General features: G+C 31.8%; 23 protein-coding genes. 13 read left to right on the forward strand and 10 right to left on the reverse strand.

What is annotated here, in order from left to right:
* Nucleotides 1-3 precede the first annotated feature (3 nt).
* Nucleotides 4-843: an AraC family transcriptional regulator gene (locus ABMY20_RS09760; protein ID WP_047788938.1), complete on the reverse strand. Its 840-nt coding sequence runs from the start codon at nucleotides 841-843 to the stop codon at nucleotides 4-6.
* A 99-nt stretch (nucleotides 844-942) separates the two neighbouring features.
* Between ABMY20_RS09760 and ABMY20_RS09765 the strand changes: the two genes are divergently transcribed.
* The 7 genes from ABMY20_RS09765 to ABMY20_RS09795 all read left to right on the forward strand — a co-directional run bounded on the left by ABMY20_RS09765 (nucleotide 943) and on the right by ABMY20_RS09795 (nucleotide 5,876).
* Nucleotides 943-1,926 carry a polysaccharide deacetylase family protein gene (locus ABMY20_RS09765; RefSeq protein ID WP_349265173.1) on the forward strand — a complete coding sequence of 328 codons (984 nt, stop codon included), beginning with the start codon at nucleotides 943-945 and terminating at the stop codon, nucleotides 1,924-1,926.
* A 9-nt stretch (nucleotides 1,927-1,935) separates the two neighbouring features.
* The gene (locus ABMY20_RS09770) at nucleotides 1,936-2,661 is read left to right on the forward strand and encodes a hypothetical protein (protein ID WP_349265174.1); all 726 of its coding nucleotides are present in this window, start codon (nucleotides 1,936-1,938) and stop codon (nucleotides 2,659-2,661) included.
* A gap of 165 nt (nucleotides 2,662-2,826) precedes the next feature.
* The gene (locus ABMY20_RS09775; protein WP_349265175.1) at nucleotides 2,827-3,294 is read left to right on the forward strand and encodes a cupin domain-containing protein; all 468 of its coding nucleotides are present in this window, start codon (nucleotides 2,827-2,829) and stop codon (nucleotides 3,292-3,294) included.
* Nucleotides 3,295-3,717, forward strand: coding sequence for a DoxX family membrane protein (locus tag ABMY20_RS09780; protein ID WP_349265176.1), 423 nt, complete (start codon nucleotides 3,295-3,297; stop codon nucleotides 3,715-3,717).
* A 13-nt stretch (nucleotides 3,718-3,730) separates the two neighbouring features.
* Nucleotides 3,731-4,243 (forward strand): GNAT family N-acetyltransferase, encoded by a 513-nt coding sequence (locus ABMY20_RS09785; protein ID WP_349265177.1) that lies wholly within the window; start codon nucleotides 3,731-3,733, stop codon nucleotides 4,241-4,243.
* A 10-nt stretch (nucleotides 4,244-4,253) separates the two neighbouring features.
* The gene (locus ABMY20_RS09790; RefSeq protein ID WP_349265178.1) at nucleotides 4,254-4,640 is read left to right on the forward strand and encodes a hypothetical protein; all 387 of its coding nucleotides are present in this window, start codon (nucleotides 4,254-4,256) and stop codon (nucleotides 4,638-4,640) included.
* Between the two features lie 99 nt (nucleotides 4,641-4,739).
* Nucleotides 4,740-5,876, forward strand: a complete 1,137-nt coding sequence (locus tag ABMY20_RS09795; protein ID WP_349265179.1) for an alkene reductase — start codon at nucleotides 4,740-4,742, stop codon at nucleotides 5,874-5,876.
* 111 nt (nucleotides 5,877-5,987) lie between these two features.
* On the opposite strand, the gene ABMY20_RS09800 is transcribed toward ABMY20_RS09795, so the two are convergent.
* The 9 genes from ABMY20_RS09800 to ABMY20_RS09840 form a co-directional block, all read right to left on the reverse strand.
* Nucleotides 5,988-7,055, reverse strand: coding sequence for a ferredoxin--NADP reductase (locus tag ABMY20_RS09800; RefSeq protein ID WP_349265180.1), 1,068 nt, complete (start codon nucleotides 7,053-7,055; stop codon nucleotides 5,988-5,990).
* A 1-nt stretch (nucleotide 7,056) separates the two neighbouring features.
* Nucleotides 7,057-7,668 (reverse strand): DUF4377 domain-containing protein, encoded by a 612-nt coding sequence (locus ABMY20_RS09805; RefSeq protein ID WP_349265181.1) that lies wholly within the window; start codon nucleotides 7,666-7,668, stop codon nucleotides 7,057-7,059.
* Between the two features lie 10 nt (nucleotides 7,669-7,678).
* Entirely contained in the window at nucleotides 7,679-8,911 is a 1,233-nt protein-coding gene (locus ABMY20_RS09810) for an aromatic ring-hydroxylating dioxygenase subunit alpha (RefSeq protein ID WP_216594854.1), read from the reverse strand.
* Nucleotides 8,912-8,927: 16 nt separating this feature from the next.
* Nucleotides 8,928-9,473: a hypothetical protein gene (locus ABMY20_RS09815; RefSeq protein ID WP_047788943.1), complete on the reverse strand. Its 546-nt coding sequence runs from the start codon at nucleotides 9,471-9,473 to the stop codon at nucleotides 8,928-8,930.
* Nucleotides 9,474-9,500: 27 nt separating this feature from the next.
* Nucleotides 9,501-10,487 (reverse strand): sterol desaturase family protein, encoded by a 987-nt coding sequence (locus tag ABMY20_RS09820; RefSeq protein ID WP_349265182.1) that lies wholly within the window; start codon nucleotides 10,485-10,487, stop codon nucleotides 9,501-9,503.
* Nucleotides 10,488-10,558: 71 nt separating this feature from the next.
* Complete coding sequence (locus tag ABMY20_RS09825; RefSeq protein WP_047788944.1) at nucleotides 10,559-10,783, reverse strand: hypothetical protein; 225 nt, start codon at nucleotides 10,781-10,783, stop codon at nucleotides 10,559-10,561.
* A 56-nt stretch (nucleotides 10,784-10,839) separates the two neighbouring features.
* Nucleotides 10,840-11,082 (reverse strand): hypothetical protein, encoded by a 243-nt coding sequence (locus ABMY20_RS09830; RefSeq protein ID WP_047788945.1) that lies wholly within the window; start codon nucleotides 11,080-11,082, stop codon nucleotides 10,840-10,842.
* A 78-nt stretch (nucleotides 11,083-11,160) separates the two neighbouring features.
* Nucleotides 11,161-11,328 (reverse strand): hypothetical protein, encoded by a 168-nt coding sequence (locus ABMY20_RS09835; protein WP_156167011.1) that lies wholly within the window; start codon nucleotides 11,326-11,328, stop codon nucleotides 11,161-11,163.
* 39 nt (nucleotides 11,329-11,367) lie between these two features.
* Nucleotides 11,368-11,661: a DUF6787 family protein gene (locus tag ABMY20_RS09840; protein WP_047788946.1), complete on the reverse strand. Its 294-nt coding sequence runs from the start codon at nucleotides 11,659-11,661 to the stop codon at nucleotides 11,368-11,370.
* Between the two features lie 147 nt (nucleotides 11,662-11,808).
* Between ABMY20_RS09840 and ABMY20_RS09845 the strand changes: the two genes are divergently transcribed.
* Genes ABMY20_RS09845 through ABMY20_RS09870 form a run of 6 tightly spaced genes read left to right on the forward strand, consistent with a single transcriptional unit; the run spans nucleotide 11,809 to nucleotide 15,465 of the window.
* Nucleotides 11,809-12,189: a hypothetical protein gene (locus tag ABMY20_RS09845; protein ID WP_281979845.1), complete on the forward strand. Its 381-nt coding sequence runs from the start codon at nucleotides 11,809-11,811 to the stop codon at nucleotides 12,187-12,189.
* A 13-nt stretch (nucleotides 12,190-12,202) separates the two neighbouring features.
* Nucleotides 12,203-13,354, forward strand: a complete 1,152-nt coding sequence (locus tag ABMY20_RS09850) for a hypothetical protein (protein ID WP_349265183.1) — start codon at nucleotides 12,203-12,205, stop codon at nucleotides 13,352-13,354.
* A 4-nt stretch (nucleotides 13,355-13,358) separates the two neighbouring features.
* The gene (locus ABMY20_RS09855) at nucleotides 13,359-13,694 is read left to right on the forward strand and encodes a hypothetical protein (protein ID WP_156167013.1); all 336 of its coding nucleotides are present in this window, start codon (nucleotides 13,359-13,361) and stop codon (nucleotides 13,692-13,694) included.
* A 16-nt stretch (nucleotides 13,695-13,710) separates the two neighbouring features.
* Nucleotides 13,711-14,253 carry a YceI family protein gene (locus ABMY20_RS09860; protein WP_349265184.1) on the forward strand — a complete coding sequence of 181 codons (543 nt, stop codon included), beginning with the start codon at nucleotides 13,711-13,713 and terminating at the stop codon, nucleotides 14,251-14,253.
* On the forward strand, nucleotides 14,231-14,614 hold the full coding sequence (locus ABMY20_RS09865; protein WP_349265185.1) for a hypothetical protein: 384 nt from the start codon (nucleotides 14,231-14,233) through the stop codon (nucleotides 14,612-14,614). Before ABMY20_RS09860 ends, ABMY20_RS09865 begins: the two co-directional genes overlap by 23 nt.
* Complete coding sequence (locus ABMY20_RS09870) at nucleotides 14,599-15,465, forward strand: DUF5777 family beta-barrel protein (RefSeq protein WP_047788950.1); 867 nt, start codon at nucleotides 14,599-14,601, stop codon at nucleotides 15,463-15,465. The genes ABMY20_RS09865 and ABMY20_RS09870 overlap by 16 nt, the downstream gene beginning before the upstream one ends.
* Nucleotides 15,466-15,470: the final 5 nt, after the last annotated feature.

Consider the following 15,470-nt stretch of genomic DNA (forward strand, 5'->3'; position numbering starts at 1 on the left):
AATTTAAATATATTCGCTCGGATTTTTACCCGTGTACTTTTTAAATGTTTTATTAAAATGACTTGAGTCTGTAAAACCTGTTTTCTCAGCAATTTCACCTATGCTTAAACTACTTTGTTTTAACAAGCTTTCTGCCATTTTTATTTTGGTTTCCATTATATAACGCTGTAAGGATATACCTGTATGTTTCTTTACAAAAATACCAACATAGTTTGGTGACAAATGAAACGTTTCTGCAATAACATCAACCTTTATAAGTTCTTTATTTTGTACATTTTGTCGTATATACGTCAATATTAAATCTACCTTATTCTTATCGTAAACATGTCCACTATTTTTTAATGTAGACTTTAAGTTTCTCGACAATATAATTAACAAAGCTCCAAACAATTCAGATAATACATTACGACTGTAAGTTAACGGACTATGCAATTCACTTTTTATTAAATGATAAAGTCTAAAGAGTTGCTCTTTATCTGTTTCGCAACTAATTACACTTTTAGCAACAATATTCTGATGAAAAATTACTGCCTCTAAACTCTTTCTCCAATAAGTACTGGTAGAAAATGTAGCCTTTTCTAAAAACATCTGTTCTGTAAATTTTAGCACCCCAAACCTTGTTGGCTCTCCAATAATAAACTCATGTTCATCCTTTGGAGTTAAAAAAAACAAATCTCCCTCTTTATAATCAATAACACTTTCATTTAAAACATGTTTTCCGCTTCCTTTTAAAACAAAAGTTAACTCAAAAAAATGGTGCTTATGTCTTGGATAGCCCCACTCCTTCTCTGCTTCAAACTCAAATACATCTAAATTCTTGGTAATATAAAAACGTTGCGTCATCAGAATGTTTTTATACAAATATACAATGTATTCATACAACAATATGACTTAAAATAGCTATTAATTTTGCAGTCACAACAGTTAATTAAACAATATAAAATGAAAAATAATAGCATTATAGCACTAGTTATCATAGTGGTAAACCTAACATTAAATGCCTGTAAAAAAGAGCAAAAAAATACAAGTAAAATAAGTTCTACTTCAACAAAAACTGTAGCAAAAAAAAGCTATTGGCCTAACGGAGCACAATTAGTCATTTCTTTTTCAATGCAGTTTGAAACAGGAGGACAACCTGAAGGAGCTGAAAGTCCTTTTTCAGGAAACCCATTACCTAAAGGAAATCCTGATTTGCCTGCTGAAAGCTGGTTTCGTTATGGAGCTAGAGAAGGAATGTGGCGGATGATGGATTTATGGGATAAACACAATATAAAAGTAACCTCTCATGTAGTAGGTGAAGCTGCAATAAAATATCCTGAAATCGCTAAGGCTATGGCCAACAAAGGACACGAAATAGCTGCTCACGGAATTGCTTGGGACAATCAGTGGAATTTAAGTTACGAAGAAGAACTTGCCTTTGTTAAAAAAGGAATTGACACAGTAGAAGCAATTACAGGAAAAAGAGGACGTGGATACAATGCCAATTGGTTACGTAGAAGTCCCAACACTCTTAAGGTTTTACAAAAACTTGACTTTTTATATCATATTGATGATGTAAGTCGTGATGAGCCTTTCATTACTAAAGTAAGAGCTAAAAACTTTGTTGTAATGCCTTATACGTTGCGTAACAATGACATTGTAAATATTGCAGGTAAAAACTGGTCGCCAGATCAATTCTTATTCCAACTAAAAACAGAATTCAATCAGCTTTATAAAGAAAGTGCCTCTAAAAGAAGAATGATGAGTGTGAGTTTACACGACAGAATTGGAGGTACTCCAGCAGTAGTGAATGTAGTCGATCAGTTTATTGAGTATGCAAAACAACATGAAGGTGTCGTGTTTATGCGTAAAGATGATATTGCTAAAATGGTGATAAACGATTCAAATACCCCAATTGATAACGCCGAATTAAAATTTAACAACTAAGATACCAACATGAAACATGCAATCTATTTATACCTTGTACTTAGTACACTAACGATTATAAATGCACAAAACAAATTACCTTTTCAATTAGAAAAAGACTGGGAACTAGAAGGCTTAAAAAATCCTGAAAGTGTAGTTTTTGATAAAACAAACCAAGTATTATATGTATCTAATGTAAACGGTGCCCCTACTGATAAAGATGGTAATGGTTTTATCTCTAAAATAAGTTTAGATGGAGAAATAATAGAACTAGAATGGCTTAAAGGATTGGATGCTCCTAAAGGACTTACTATTCACAAAGGAAAATTATACGTTACGGATATTAATACTATTGTTGAAGTTGATATAGCGAGTAAACAAGTCCAACGATTTACAGCCAAAGATGCTACGTTTCTCAATGATATTATTGCTGATAAAAAAGGAAATATTTATGCTTCTAACACTTTTGGATTTAGTGCTATTTACAAACTCCCAATTAAAGGAACAAGAAATGTTGAACTATGGCTAAAAGATGATAAATTAAACATGCCTAATGGCTTATCTCTATCAAAAAATAATCTAATAACTGCTGGCTGGGGAGTAGATTTAGATGCTAAAACATTTGCTACTAAAACACCAGGGCATTTGGTTAAAATCAATTTAAAAACAAAAAAAATCAACCCCATAAGCCAACCATTTGGAAACTTAGATGGACTGAGCGAAACCTTACACGGTTTTTCATTACTGATTGGTTAGCAGGAAGCCTATTCTACTTAAAAAAAGGAAATGATACAGGGCAGTTTGTAATTGATTTACCTCAAGGAAGTGCTGATACCTACTTTGACAAAGCTACCAAAACGTTATACATCCCTTTAATGTTGAATCATAAATTATTGAAGTATCACTTTAAAAAGTAACATCATGAACATAAAACTAATATTCATAGGTAGTTTCTTAACTTTTTTCGGACAAATAGCTGCACAAGAAACTACTACACTTCTAGGTAAAAAAGTAGAAAATATTCAAGTTATAAACTTTGAATCCATGCCACATGATACCATTAGCGAAGGAATTACACGACAATGGTTTCATGGTGCCAAAGGGCAAATGGCCTATTTTCATTTAAAAAAAGGTGCGCATATTCCTATGCACAAACATCCCAATGAGCAAATTACCTATATCCTTAAAGGAAAAGTGAAAATTAACACTATTGATAAAGGAAAAAGAAAAACCTATATCATCTCTGCTGGTCAAGTAATTGTTTTTCCAGAAAATGTATCTCACGAATTTTTTGCACTGGAAAACACACTTGATTTAGATGTACATGTACCCGTAAGACAAGATTGGTTGACTAATGAACTACCAGCATATTTAAAGAAAAGTAAATAAATGAAAACCACACCTAAACAAACAGCATATACATTGCTACGTATTACCATGGGGATCAATTTTTTCGGACATGGATTAGCAAGATTGCCAAAAATCCCTTCATTTCGTAATTGGATGGTAAGTCAATTTCAAGAAAGCATACTTCCAGAGTCTCTTGTGTATGCTTGGGCTACCGTACTCCCCTTTATTGAGTTTTTTATAGGGTTCCTATTAATCATCGGTCTATTCACTTACAGAGCAGCTATAATAGGCGCTATTGTCATTGTAATATTGATTCTTGGCTCGTGTTTAACAGAGCACTGGGAATGGGCAGGTGGTCAAATGCTATATGCCTTGTTTTATTTCTTTATTATAAGTCAAGTATCAGAAAATAAATGGTCTCTCGATAATAAATTGTTAGCACCCAAAAGTTACACCCCGTAAATAATCAAAATAAATGAGTTCACAATATCAAACTGAGAGGTTAATCATACGACCGACAAATACTGAAGATACCGACTTTATTTTCAACTTATTTAATACTCCTAAATGGATTGAAAACATTGGAGATAGAAACATAACTTCTACTACTCATGCAAAGCAATATATTGAAACAATTATGCTTGAGCAACTCAAGCAATTAGGATACTCTAGCTATACTGTAATTAGACAATCTGATAATGAAAAAATAGGAACTGTGGGACTTTATGATCGTGAAGGAGTTGATGGAATTGATTTTGGCTTTGCTTTTTTACCCCAATTTGAAGGTAAAGGATATGCCTTTGAAAGTGCTTCTAAAATAAAAGAAGTAGCTATAAATAAGTTCAGAATTCAAAACCTAGTGGCAATTACACGTCCTAGTAATACTGGCTCTCAAAAATTACTCAATAAATTAGGTTTCAGCTTCAAAAAAGACATCATTCTTCCTAAGCATGAGTTTCAAGAATGGTTATTATATGCTATAAATTAATACCTTCCTTATGAAAGTAGAAATCATAAACACCGCTGGTAATTGGTCTGTACATTGGACAGAATCCTTAAAAAAAGCCATTCAATTAGGAGTTAATAGTCATAAAATTGGACAACAATTGTTATTAGAAAATAAACGTGTTAAAATATGGCATATTGAATTGGAACCCGGAAAAACTCTTCCGTTTCATAAACATGATAAACCTTATTTTTATGTTTGTCATACAAGAGGTAGCTCTCGTTCCTATTTTTCTAATGGTGCTGTAATTGAAAGATCCTACGAGCCTAATGATATTAAGTACTTTAATAATTTAAATACTAAGAATTTCTTTATACATAATCTAGAAAATATAGGTACTACCACCCTACATTTTACAACTGTAGAGTTTACGGAATAACACAATTTTTTTTCACAAGTAAAACATGAAATTATACAACAACTACATCTTCAAACCGTAGTAAATTTGTACTATTAAATAATTAAAACTTTGTAAATCATGGCTTTTAAAAAACTATATCAACCCTATAATAAAAATGGCTTAACATTAAAAAACAGATTTTTAATGGCTCCTATGACACGTTCCAGAAGCTCACAACCTGGCGATATTCCTAATGAATTAATGGCTGAATATTACGGACAGAGAGCTTCCGCAGGAATAATTATATCTGAAGCTACTCAAGTTTCATTACAAGGAAAAGGCTACGCTAAAACACCCGGAATTTACACCCAAGAACAAATTGAAGGTTGGAAATTAATTACTGACGGAGTCCATAAAAAAGGAAATAAAATATTTTTACAATTATGGCATGTTGGTCGCGTATCTAGTTCTAAAGTAAACGGATTACAACCTATTGCTCCTTCTAAAAAAACAGCCAAAGACACCAATGTTTATATTTTTAATGGGGCTCCTAATGGTGATGCTACTTTTGTACCTGTAGAAGAACCTAGAGCAATGACAAAAGCAGACATTAATCAAGTAATTGAAGAATTTAAAACGGGGGCAAAAAATGCTATTGAAGCAGGTTTTGATGGTGTTGAAATTCACGGAGCCAATGGATATTTGATAGATCAGTTTTTAAGAAGTAATTCTAACCAACGAACTGACGAATATGGGGGTACTAAAAATAATAGAGTTCGATTACTAACCGAAATCACTCAAGCAGTTGCTCAGGAAATTGGTCATGAAAAAACTGGGGTTCGCCTCTCCCCTTTTATTAGTTTTAAAGACATGAACGATCCTGAAATATTAGACACTATAATGATTGCAACCAAAGAGCTTGAAAAAATCGGAGTTACTTACTTGCATCTATGCGAAGCAGATTGGGATGATGCTCCTGAAATTCCTAATGACTTTAGAGAGAACCTACGTAAAACATTTAGTAAAACTATTATTGCTACAGGGAACAAAACACCAGAGCAAGGAGAAGATTTACTAGAAAAAGAGCTGGTTGATTTAATTGGGTTTGGACGCAATTTTTTAACGAACCCCGATTATCCTAAACGAGTAAAACTAAATGCTCCATTAAACAAAATTACTGATACTCATACATTATTTGGTGGTGGGGATGCTAGAGGATATACAGATTATCCTTTTATGAAACAAGGAAGCATGGATACTATTGAAGAAAAATAAAGCCTGAAGCTACCGACTCCCTAGCCTGGAGTTGGGGCTTACCCAAAACTTTATAAGTAGTAATTATACACAATACTTTGTTTTCTATTTGTTCGAAACTATTGTATAAAATTATTCAAAAACAATTTCTATATCTTGTGTTAAGGGAAGACTTTGACAACTTAAAATATATCCTTCTTTAACATCTTCTTCAGATAAAGTAAGATTCTTTTTCATAAAAACTTCTCCTTTATTCAATTTACACATACAGCTAGAACATACTCCTCCTTCACATGAATATGGAGGATTATAATTATTATCTAACATAGCGCGTAATATAGTTTTACCCTTTGGAATATGTATGTTTATTTCTTCTCCATCTAAACTAGCAGTTAAATGAGCATTATCGATGACTTCTGTAGTTTCTTCAGATCTTCCTCCTCCAAAGCTTTCAATAAAAATTCGGGTATCTGGAACATCCATACTCTGTAATACTTTTTGAGTATTTTCTATCATAGTACCAGGTCCACAGATAAAATATTCTGCATTCTGCGCGTAAGGAGGAAATTTATTTATAAACCATTCTATGGTTGTTTTATCTACTCTTCCTTTGCGATAATTCATTTTATTTTTAGAAGACCAGAAGCTCCTTTTGGGTTTGCTTAAAGTATATATTAAGGCAAACCTTTCTGGAAATTCTTTTTTCAAGACCTCTAATTCTTCTTTAAACATGATGGTTTCTTGATTTCTATTTCCGTAAATCATGTTTACATAGCTCTTCTCTTCGGTTAACAATACAGTTCTTAAAATAGAAAGTATTGGAGTAATACCACTTCCAGCAGCAAACAAATAATAAGTTTTATAGTTCGATTTTTGAACATTTGCAAAAAAACGTCCATCAGGAACCATCACCTCAACTATATCTCCCGACTTTAAATTATCATTAATATGATTTGATACCAATCCTTTTTTTACGCGTTTTACCCCTACTTTTAAAAGTTCTTCCAATGCTGGACTACTGCAAAGAGAATAAGAACGTCTTGCTTCTTCTCCGTTTATTACAAATTTTAAGGTTATATATTGTCCTGCTTTGAAATTAAACGTTTCATACAGTTCATAAGGGACGTCAAAGGATACCGAAACGGAATCATTCGTTTCTTTTTTTACTTCCAGTACTTTTAATTTATGGAACTTAGACATCTTATTCTACTTTTAAAATTCGCTTAGCAAAAATTTGTACGGGATAGCTTTCAGCATATTCTCCAGCTATTCTTACTTTATCTCCTACTTTTAGTTCCTCATAATTATCTTCTAGGTTTGGAATACTAATCGTACAGGTGTATGACGCTCCTTTATTGTCTTTTAAAGTAGCTGTAAATCCATCTTTGCCATTTACTATTTCAGTAACTTCTAACATTGGAAATTTTGCCAATTCCTCATTTGTAATTAGCTTTTCTTTTTTCAATACTTCTATTAGTTTGTAAAAAATTGAGGAGGCATCTTGAGGTGCTTCTTTTAATGTTATCTTTTCCACCTGTAAATTGTATACAAAGCCTGAACTGTAATTAAACCCCTCTATTCCTTCATATTGGTTTTTCCATGTACTGTCTACCCCTAACTCTTTAATTTGTATACATTTCTGTTTACCATGAGCTCCGTAACAATCTACTTCTTGAGCATTTACTTTTAATACAATTACTTCTTTCTTCTTTATATTCAACTTATCTTTTGAAGACTGTAAAGCGTCTTTTTTACTCTGTACGGTATTACAGGCTGCTAAAACAATCATTAACCCTAGTACAATTTTTCTCATCTTATTTCTTTTATTTTTTATCAAAAGCCCCATGAATTTCCATCCATTTTTTTACTTCTTGCTGAAATCTCATTATGGCATATTCCCCTCTAACTGCTCTCGCTCCAATGTTAAAATATGGAGAACTTAACGATTTTTGCTGTTGCTCACAGGCGTAAATGTCTTCAGCCATAAAATCTCCAGAAGCCATTGGATCGTCTTTTTCTCCTTCATACTTTCCTTTATTTCCATAATGCTGCCAAACTTTACTCATAGAAGATTTTGCATATTGTTTGGTAAACTCCCATTCACTTTTATTTTCAACCTTAGCTCTAATTACCACTAATGTTCTGTCTGCAGCTAATGGAATTGCGTGAAAAGTATTCCATTGTGCTTCTCCTTCAGTAATACCTATATTAGGGAATAACCATGGTACATAGGCTCCTATTTTTTCTCTAGGTACACTTTCAATTAGTGGAAACTGCGCAGCATTGTCTACATCTTTTAAGTAATCATCTATCAATGGTTCATAAAACCAATAATGCGGACCTTTCCACCCAAACTCAGCTTTGGAATGGTCGTACATATTCAAGGTTCCTTCATGTAAATGTGCTAAGTGATAATGATCAATATAATTCTCTACTATAATTTTCCAGTTTGATTTGATTTCTTTAGTGTAAAAAGGTTCTCCATCTGTTTCACTCCATTCTACCAATTCTTCAACTATATGCGGACCTAAATACGGTTCCACTTCACCAAAAAACGCCATAATACTTGGGGCATTCTTTTCTGGATGCACAAAAAGCATTCCTTTAAAAATATCTACCGAAGCTTCATGCAGATTTAAATCACATTCATGCAATTCTTTACCGTTTAAATCTGGAAATTCTTGGTCTTTCTTCGGAATACTAACCAGTTTTCCCTCTAAATCATAGGTCCAATCATGATAAGGACAGGTAATCGCTTTTTGATTTTTCCCCACTGCTCTTAACAATTGTGTTCCTCTATGACGACACATATTATGAAAAGCTCTTAAACGATGATCTCTTCCTTTAACAATAAATATATTATTCAATCCTGCTTGAACAGAAATATAATCTCCAGAATTTGCTACGTCTTCTACCAAACCAGCATATTGCCAAGTAGTAGAAAAAAGATACTTCATTTCTAAATCGAACCATTCCTGTGAAGTATATGCCTCAACTGGAAGCACGTGCATCATTTTAGAAGTTTCTGAATTATTATTGTTTGATGTTGAACTCATAATATTTTATAAAGTTTTAATTTTCCCTTTTCCAAACTTCAGTATCATTGTACCCATAATAATCATAACTTAGTAAAAATGTATTATTATCTTTTAAATTAATTTTACATGGGATATCGTATTTTTTTCCTTCAAACTCTACCTTATAAGTTCCTTTTCCTTTTTTACCGTTGAAATATTTAATGATTAAGTTTTTTTCTAAGGGTACTTTTTCTCCGTAACCATTTTCATCTTGAACTTCATAGGTAAAAGCATTATATATTTTACCTTCTCTCTTTATAACGTAAACCACAGATCCATTTAAGCTCTTATATACCACTTTCCATTTTCCTGTTAATGAAACTGTATTTTTACTTCTAACAGTTTTTGTTACAGATGATACTTTTTTGGATTTTTTCTCTGTTATATCTTCAGTAATATACTGCTCTTCAACAAATGCTTCTTGTGTGTAATACTCCCATTCATCTTGTGAAGGATATAATGCAAAAACAATTAATGTTCCTAACCCTCCAAGAATAATTACATATCCTAAAACTTTAAATATACTATTTACTATCTTCATTTTCTACTATTCATTTTGAGTTATACGTTATTTATCTGATGCCTGTTGAGGCGGATAAGTTTGGCCTTTAGGCATCCAATGTGGTCTTTTTACAAAAGATAATAACTTGTTTCTAAACCCTTTCGTATGTTTCAATTTATCATAGAAACGGGTAATTCCATGAAAAAATACTTCAATCGGATTCACGCTATTTAAAGGTTCTGAAATACCATACACCACCTTTTCCTCCTCTGGTTCAAAAGTTCCTAACATTCTATCCCAAATGATTAAAATTCCTGCATAGTTTTTATCCCAATACTGCCTGTTAGAACCATGGTGTACACGATGATGTGATGGTGTATTAAAAATATACTCAATTGGCTTAAACAATTTACCTATAATCTCTGTATGCAATACTGCTTGGAATGTTTGTACAAATAGTTCAGCTGCTAACATTAAAAACGGATTGAATCCTAACATAACCGCTGGTACCGAAAAGAATAATGGAAAAAATCCATCTAATGGTCCAAATCTATACGCTACCGACATATTAAAATGAGGAGAACTGTGGTGTACCGTATGCGTTACCCATCCTACTGCTAATTCGTGCATCAATCGATGTTCCCAATAATATAAAAAATCAGCTAAAAGAATACAAGATGTAATGGTTATCCAAGTTAACGGTAGTTCATCAAAAAAACGATATTCCCAAGCCCATATGTATAGTTTTGTTGCGAATAAAAGTCCTAAAATATAATTGATAACAGTAAAAAATCCTACGGTTAATACATTCGCTACTGAATCTAATGCTAAATCTTTGTTTAATCTTTTTGTGACAAGATACCTAACTAGTTCAAGCACAAAAAATGGTACAATGATATACAGTACACTTAAATCGTTAAAAATATAAAAGAAACGATCTACAGTTTCATTGGTATATTCGGGGATCTTAAAATTATCTGCCACATAATGTGGTATACCAACAATAGTTGCTATAATTACAATACTATATATTATTAATCTTGTTTTGCTCATTTTTTTAATTTTTAATTAATACAAATATCCTTAGAGTAGTTTATTTTGCTTTTGACACAAGTCAAAAGCATTTATAAGACTCCAAAATAATTATACCAAGAACCTATTTCTACTAATGATAATACAATTACCAAAATGATGTAATCTATCCATGAAAATGGTTTATCATAGGTAAAATAATCTATAACAGTCCATAGGATTATCAAAAAAATCCAAATAACGAGCGAACTTACTCCATAATAAACCATTCCAAAATAGGCAAGAATAGAGAGTGCTAAAGTTAAAATTAGTTTCATCTTTGTATATTTAATTTTCTGCAAAGTTCTGTACAATAGCTTATTTACACTTTGACTTAAGTCAAAATGCTTAAATAATTTAAAATAGAAAACAAAGCCAAAAAGGACCAAATTGAAATCATTGTCCAATACAACCTTGGAGTTTCTTCAAGAGATACCTCCTCTACAAAATGAATTGTTTTACTTTTTAAAACATTCAATAGTCCTATCAAGATAAAAAATGCCCAAAACCAGTCCCACTCAAAGATTACAGCAAGTACTAACAATACCAAAGCTATTATTGTTTTCCTTTTTTTCATATTAGTAATTAAATTGATTATAATTAATAAACAATGTTGATAAAGAATAGAATGCCATTAATAACCAAGAAACTATAATTATCCAGTATAAAATGGTGTTTTTATTTCTAAAATGAGCTCAATAAAATAGGTAACCCCAGAAAATAAATCAAGAATAATCCAAAACAAAAAAGGATTCCCCAAGCCCATTCCCAATTCATAAATTTGATAATGTGGATTAATATCAATGCGATTATAGTTCTCCACTTAATTGTACTCTTCATATCTTAAGTATAAAGAAAAATATTAAATAGTTATTCCAAACCTCTTTAACATCTTCTTTTCCATATTCCAAAAAAAATTGAATTGTCCAAAAACCCATCCATATATCACTAAAAATATTTGATAGAATATAAAGCTTGAAATAATAAATAATGGGTAGTAAATAATAGGATGTATATATTCCAATGTTATTCCTAAAAACTTCAATATAGGTCTACCTATTAATACTGAAGAAGACCCTGTTATTGAAAACACGAAGAATATAACAATCAAATCTCTTGGTGTATCAACATTCCAACGTAACATTAATTTTTTCATCTTAAAAAGTTTTCTCCAAAACTACTATTGAGTTTATAAAAGCAAATTGACTTAAGTCAAAAAACACTCCACAAGATGATTTTGACATAAATCAAAAAATCTCTCTAACATCCTTCACATTTTTGTCTCGGCTTTAAACTATAAATCATGAAACTTTTTTTATTAATAACCATAATTCTATTTCTAGGTTGTTCCAAACCTTTTGATCAAAGGATTATTGGTATTTGGAAAACCAATAGCAAATTTTATAAGGCTACCTATAAATTTGAAAAGGTTAACAAACATATAGTTGGTAAACTTCTTTACTATAATGATGGTACTACCATACTACATGAAACAGGTACTGATAAAGATATTTTTATCAAAAATTTACTCTATAAAGACCACCTTTTTATAGATGCGTTATCTGGAGCTACTCAAACTAATACTCTAAACTATCAAATAGAAGTTAAGCATCAAGATACTTTGAAAGTTACCACTTATATAAGAAGGAAACCATTAATAGAAACTTGGACTAGAAAACAATAATAGAAACTAAATTATGAAAAAAAGACACTTTCTTTTAAGAACATTGTTTGTTCTTTTTTTAATAGGTTGTGAAGACAACGTAAGAGATATTACTGGAGGAACCAATCCTACACCTCCCACTAATCCTGTTACAGAAGTAAACCCTGTAGATATTACTATTGATGGGTTTGATTTTCTTGAAAAAATGCAAGGACATTGGGTAGGTACCAATAAAGTAATTGCCGATGAATATCCTTGGTTTGCTTGGGATTATAGAGCAATTTCAAAATCTCATATACACGGTATTCACGAAGGCGGATCATTAGGAAATCTATTTACTTCATTCTTTGTTACCAACTACAAAGGAAAAAGAACCATTATGGCTCGTAATGGGGGACTATTAAATGGAATTTATCGTACAAGTTATTTTGTAATGGATAAAATTGAAGATAGAAATGCCGAAGGAAAATATTACAGACTTGTAGATGCCATTGGTGGAACAAGAATTATGTACATGGAACTTCGATTTAAAGGTGATGAACTTTTTTTTAATTCATATACGAGCAATTTAGGAAATCGCATACCTTCAAGACATATGACTTTCAAAGGAAAGAAAATGCATATGGAATTAGCACAATCTGCTCAAAATGCAACAGGTTTTCCTGAAAATACTATTGATAATGGACTAGACTTTGCTAATGGATTCAATCCAGAGCATTTGTATACAGAACAAGCGGGACAACCAGCAAAATCTGCAACTTTCTTAGCTTCCCAAACCAATAATGATGTTTATGAATTAGCTCCTCAATCTGGAGATCCTTATATAATTACAGATCATCCAAGGTTAGGTACATTAACCGCTAATATTACCAGAAATAGTGAAATTACAGATACTAATTTGTTGGTGTACTTATCTAGAGATCCTTTAACTGATACCAATGGTTTTTTAACTTCTGATGCAGCTGCATTTGATACCATTTTACATTTCCCAGCCTTAGAAAATAAAGAAGAGACTTTCTTATATACATACCTACAACCAGGAGAGTATTACCTCACAGTTGTAGCCGATAAAAGTGGAGATGGTGCTCCAGGAGCAGGAGATATTTTAAGTATTAGCAAAAAGCTTACGGTAGCTCCATTAGAAAATAAAGTAGAAAATGTAACCAATGTTGATGTTCAAAATTAAGAGAATGAGAAGAATATTTTATTTAGCAATTGTTGTATTAGGTGTTAGTTGTACCACTGCAGAAATTCCTTTAGCCGGAGCTCCTGTAGGTAGAGTAGTCAGCTATCAAAAAGACATTCAGCCAATCATATTTAATAACTGCCTAACCTGTCATAGTTCGGTAAACCCAGCCAATGGATTAATTCTTGAAACCTATGATCAAGTGAAAAACTCGGCTCAAAATGGAAATTTAATAGCCCGTATAAATGATGCTGCCAATCCAATGCCTCAAAACGGACTTTTAACTGCCGATAGAAGAGCTTTATTCGATAAATGGAAAACAGATGGATATATTGAATAATTTAAAAATGTTACAAATGAAAAAATTAATCATGTTAGCAATACTATTGCTTTCACAATCAATTGCTGCACAAAAATATTTTACAAGAACCGGTACAACTCATTTCAAAGCTTCCGTAGAGACTTTTGAACCAGTTGAAGCTACAAACCATAGTTCTACTTCTATTTTAAAAGTAGCTACTGGTGATATTGCCGCTCAACTTTTTGTAAACGCTTTTCAATTCAAAGTAGCCTTGATGCAAGAGCACTTTAATGAAAACTATATGGATTCAGACAAGTATCCAAAAGCTACATTTAGAGGAAAATTAAATGATTTCTCTATAGAAAAAATGAAAGATCAAAAAGAGTTTCCTTTAAATGGAATACTTACGGTAAGAGGAAAAAAGAAAGAAGTTAACACCATTGCTAAGGTTTTTTCTCAAGACAACACCATTAAACTTTCATGTAGCTTCACAGTTAAACCACAAGATTTTAATATTAAAATACCAAGCATTGTTCGAAAGAAAATTGCTGATAAAATAATTGTTACCATAAATTATGAATTGGTTGAAAAAAAATAAGTTCATCCTCATAGGACTACTTCTTGTTGCGGCTATATACGGAGCATATACTTACGTGTATAATCCTCATAAAACAATTGAAGAGGTAGATTCAAACTATACTGGAGCATCTACCGATTTTTTAGAAATGGCCAGCACCAATTTTAATGAATGGAATTCAAAAGTAGTAGAACTAAGAGGAGAAATTACAGGACTAGATAGTAAAGGGGTTACCTTAAATAACCAAATATTTTGTCAGTTTAAAACTCCTAATAAAATCACAACATTAAACTTAAATCAAAAAATAACAATAAAAGGTCGTGTCATTGGATACGATGATTTACTAGACGAAATAAAATTAAATCAATGCATACTAAAATAAACTTTTTATTCATCCTTCTTTTTTTATCACTGAGTATGAATGCTCAAGATGATTTATTAGATGAACTAGACAATGAAACTAAGCATACAAAACAATTTGATTTACCTGCTTTTAAAGCAATGCAAATAGGAAATTTGCAATCAACAAAAATTGCCGACAAAGGTGACTTATATTTAGTTGTTGCACACCGATTCGGATCTTTAAAAGATGGTATTGATGAATTTTTTGGATTAGATCAAGCTAATACAAAAATTCAATTACTATATAGTTTTTGGGATGGGATTCAATTAGGATTAAGTAGGGATAGTTTCGAAAAAACATACTCTGGAACAGCTAAGGTTAGGATTACCAAACAATCAAATAAGTTTCCTTTAAACTTAGTGGTATATGCTAGTGCAGATATTAATTCTGAATTAAAAAAGAAGAATTATCCAAATTTAAGATTTGGTGACCGAATGAGTTATACTTTTCAACTTTTAGCTTCTCGTAGGGTTTCTAAGAGTTTCTCATTAGAACTTGCCCCTTCTTTTGTTCGCCAAAATTTACAAGACTTAAATGCAACAAAAACTAGAAATCACAATCAGTTTTTAATGGGAGTTGGAGGACGTTTAAAGGTTAGTAAGCGTATGAGTATTAACCTAGATTATGCCTGTAATTTTAATAAGGATAGCAACTCCGTTTACAACAACCCTCTTACGTTGGGTGTTGATATTGAAACAGGTGGACACGTATTTCAATTATTATTCTCAAACGCACGAGGAAGTAACGATAGTGCCTTTTTAACTAAAACGCAAGGAGATTGGGACAAAGGAGATATTTCTTTTGGATTTAACGTAGTTAGAGTTTTTTGATAAGA

The organism is Tenacibaculum sp. SSH1-16, from assembly GCF_040104435.1.
GTDB classification, from domain to species: domain Bacteria; phylum Bacteroidota; class Bacteroidia; order Flavobacteriales; family Flavobacteriaceae; genus Polaribacter; species Polaribacter mesophilus.

Coding starts and splice junctions, on each gene's coding strand:
- ABMY20_RS09790 (WP_349265178.1), top strand. CDS start 4,254: ATGAAAGTAGAAATCATAAACACCGCTGGTAATTGGTCTGTACATTGG.
- ABMY20_RS09870 (WP_047788950.1), top strand. CDS start 14,599: ATGCATACTAAAATAAACTTTTTATTCATCCTTCTTTTTTTATCACTG.
- ABMY20_RS09845 (WP_281979845.1), top strand. CDS start 11,809: ATGAAACTTTTTTTATTAATAACCATAATTCTATTTCTAGGTTGTTCC.
- ABMY20_RS09805 (WP_349265181.1), bottom strand. CDS start 7,668: ATGAGAAAAATTGTACTAGGGTTAATGATTGTTTTAGCAGCCTGTAAT.
- ABMY20_RS09760 (WP_047788938.1), bottom strand. CDS start 843: ATGACGCAACGTTTTTATATTACCAAGAATTTAGATGTATTTGAGTTT.
- ABMY20_RS09785 (WP_349265177.1), top strand. CDS start 3,731: ATGAGTTCACAATATCAAACTGAGAGGTTAATCATACGACCGACAAAT.
- ABMY20_RS09825 (WP_047788944.1), bottom strand. CDS start 10,783: ATGAAACTAATTTTAACTTTAGCACTCTCTATTCTTGCCTATTTTGGA.
- ABMY20_RS09840 (WP_047788946.1), bottom strand. CDS start 11,661: ATGAAAAAATTAATGTTACGTTGGAATGTTGATACACCAAGAGATTTG.
- ABMY20_RS09780 (WP_349265176.1), top strand. CDS start 3,295: ATGAAAACCACACCTAAACAAACAGCATATACATTGCTACGTATTACC.
- ABMY20_RS09815 (WP_047788943.1), bottom strand. CDS start 9,473: ATGAAGATAGTAAATAGTATATTTAAAGTTTTAGGATATGTAATTATT.
- ABMY20_RS09855 (WP_156167013.1), top strand. CDS start 13,359: ATGAGAAGAATATTTTATTTAGCAATTGTTGTATTAGGTGTTAGTTGT.
- ABMY20_RS09850 (WP_349265183.1), top strand. CDS start 12,203: ATGAAAAAAAGACACTTTCTTTTAAGAACATTGTTTGTTCTTTTTTTA.
- ABMY20_RS09860 (WP_349265184.1), top strand. CDS start 13,711: ATGAAAAAATTAATCATGTTAGCAATACTATTGCTTTCACAATCAATT.
- ABMY20_RS09770 (WP_349265174.1), top strand. CDS start 1,936: ATGAAACATGCAATCTATTTATACCTTGTACTTAGTACACTAACGATT.
- ABMY20_RS09830 (WP_047788945.1), bottom strand. CDS start 11,082: ATGAAAAAAAGGAAAACAATAATAGCTTTGGTATTGTTAGTACTTGCT.
- ABMY20_RS09765 (WP_349265173.1), top strand. CDS start 943: ATGAAAAATAATAGCATTATAGCACTAGTTATCATAGTGGTAAACCTA.
- ABMY20_RS09800 (WP_349265180.1), bottom strand. CDS start 7,055: ATGTCTAAGTTCCATAAATTAAAAGTACTGGAAGTAAAAAAAGAAACG.
- ABMY20_RS09865 (WP_349265185.1), top strand. CDS start 14,231: ATGAATTGGTTGAAAAAAAATAAGTTCATCCTCATAGGACTACTTCTT.
- ABMY20_RS09775 (WP_349265175.1), top strand. CDS start 2,827: ATGAACATAAAACTAATATTCATAGGTAGTTTCTTAACTTTTTTCGGA.
- ABMY20_RS09820 (WP_349265182.1), bottom strand. CDS start 10,487: ATGAGCAAAACAAGATTAATAATATATAGTATTGTAATTATAGCAACT.
- ABMY20_RS09795 (WP_349265179.1), top strand. CDS start 4,740: ATGGCTTTTAAAAAACTATATCAACCCTATAATAAAAATGGCTTAACA.
- ABMY20_RS09810 (WP_216594854.1), bottom strand. CDS start 8,911: ATGAGTTCAACATCAAACAATAATAATTCAGAAACTTCTAAAATGATG.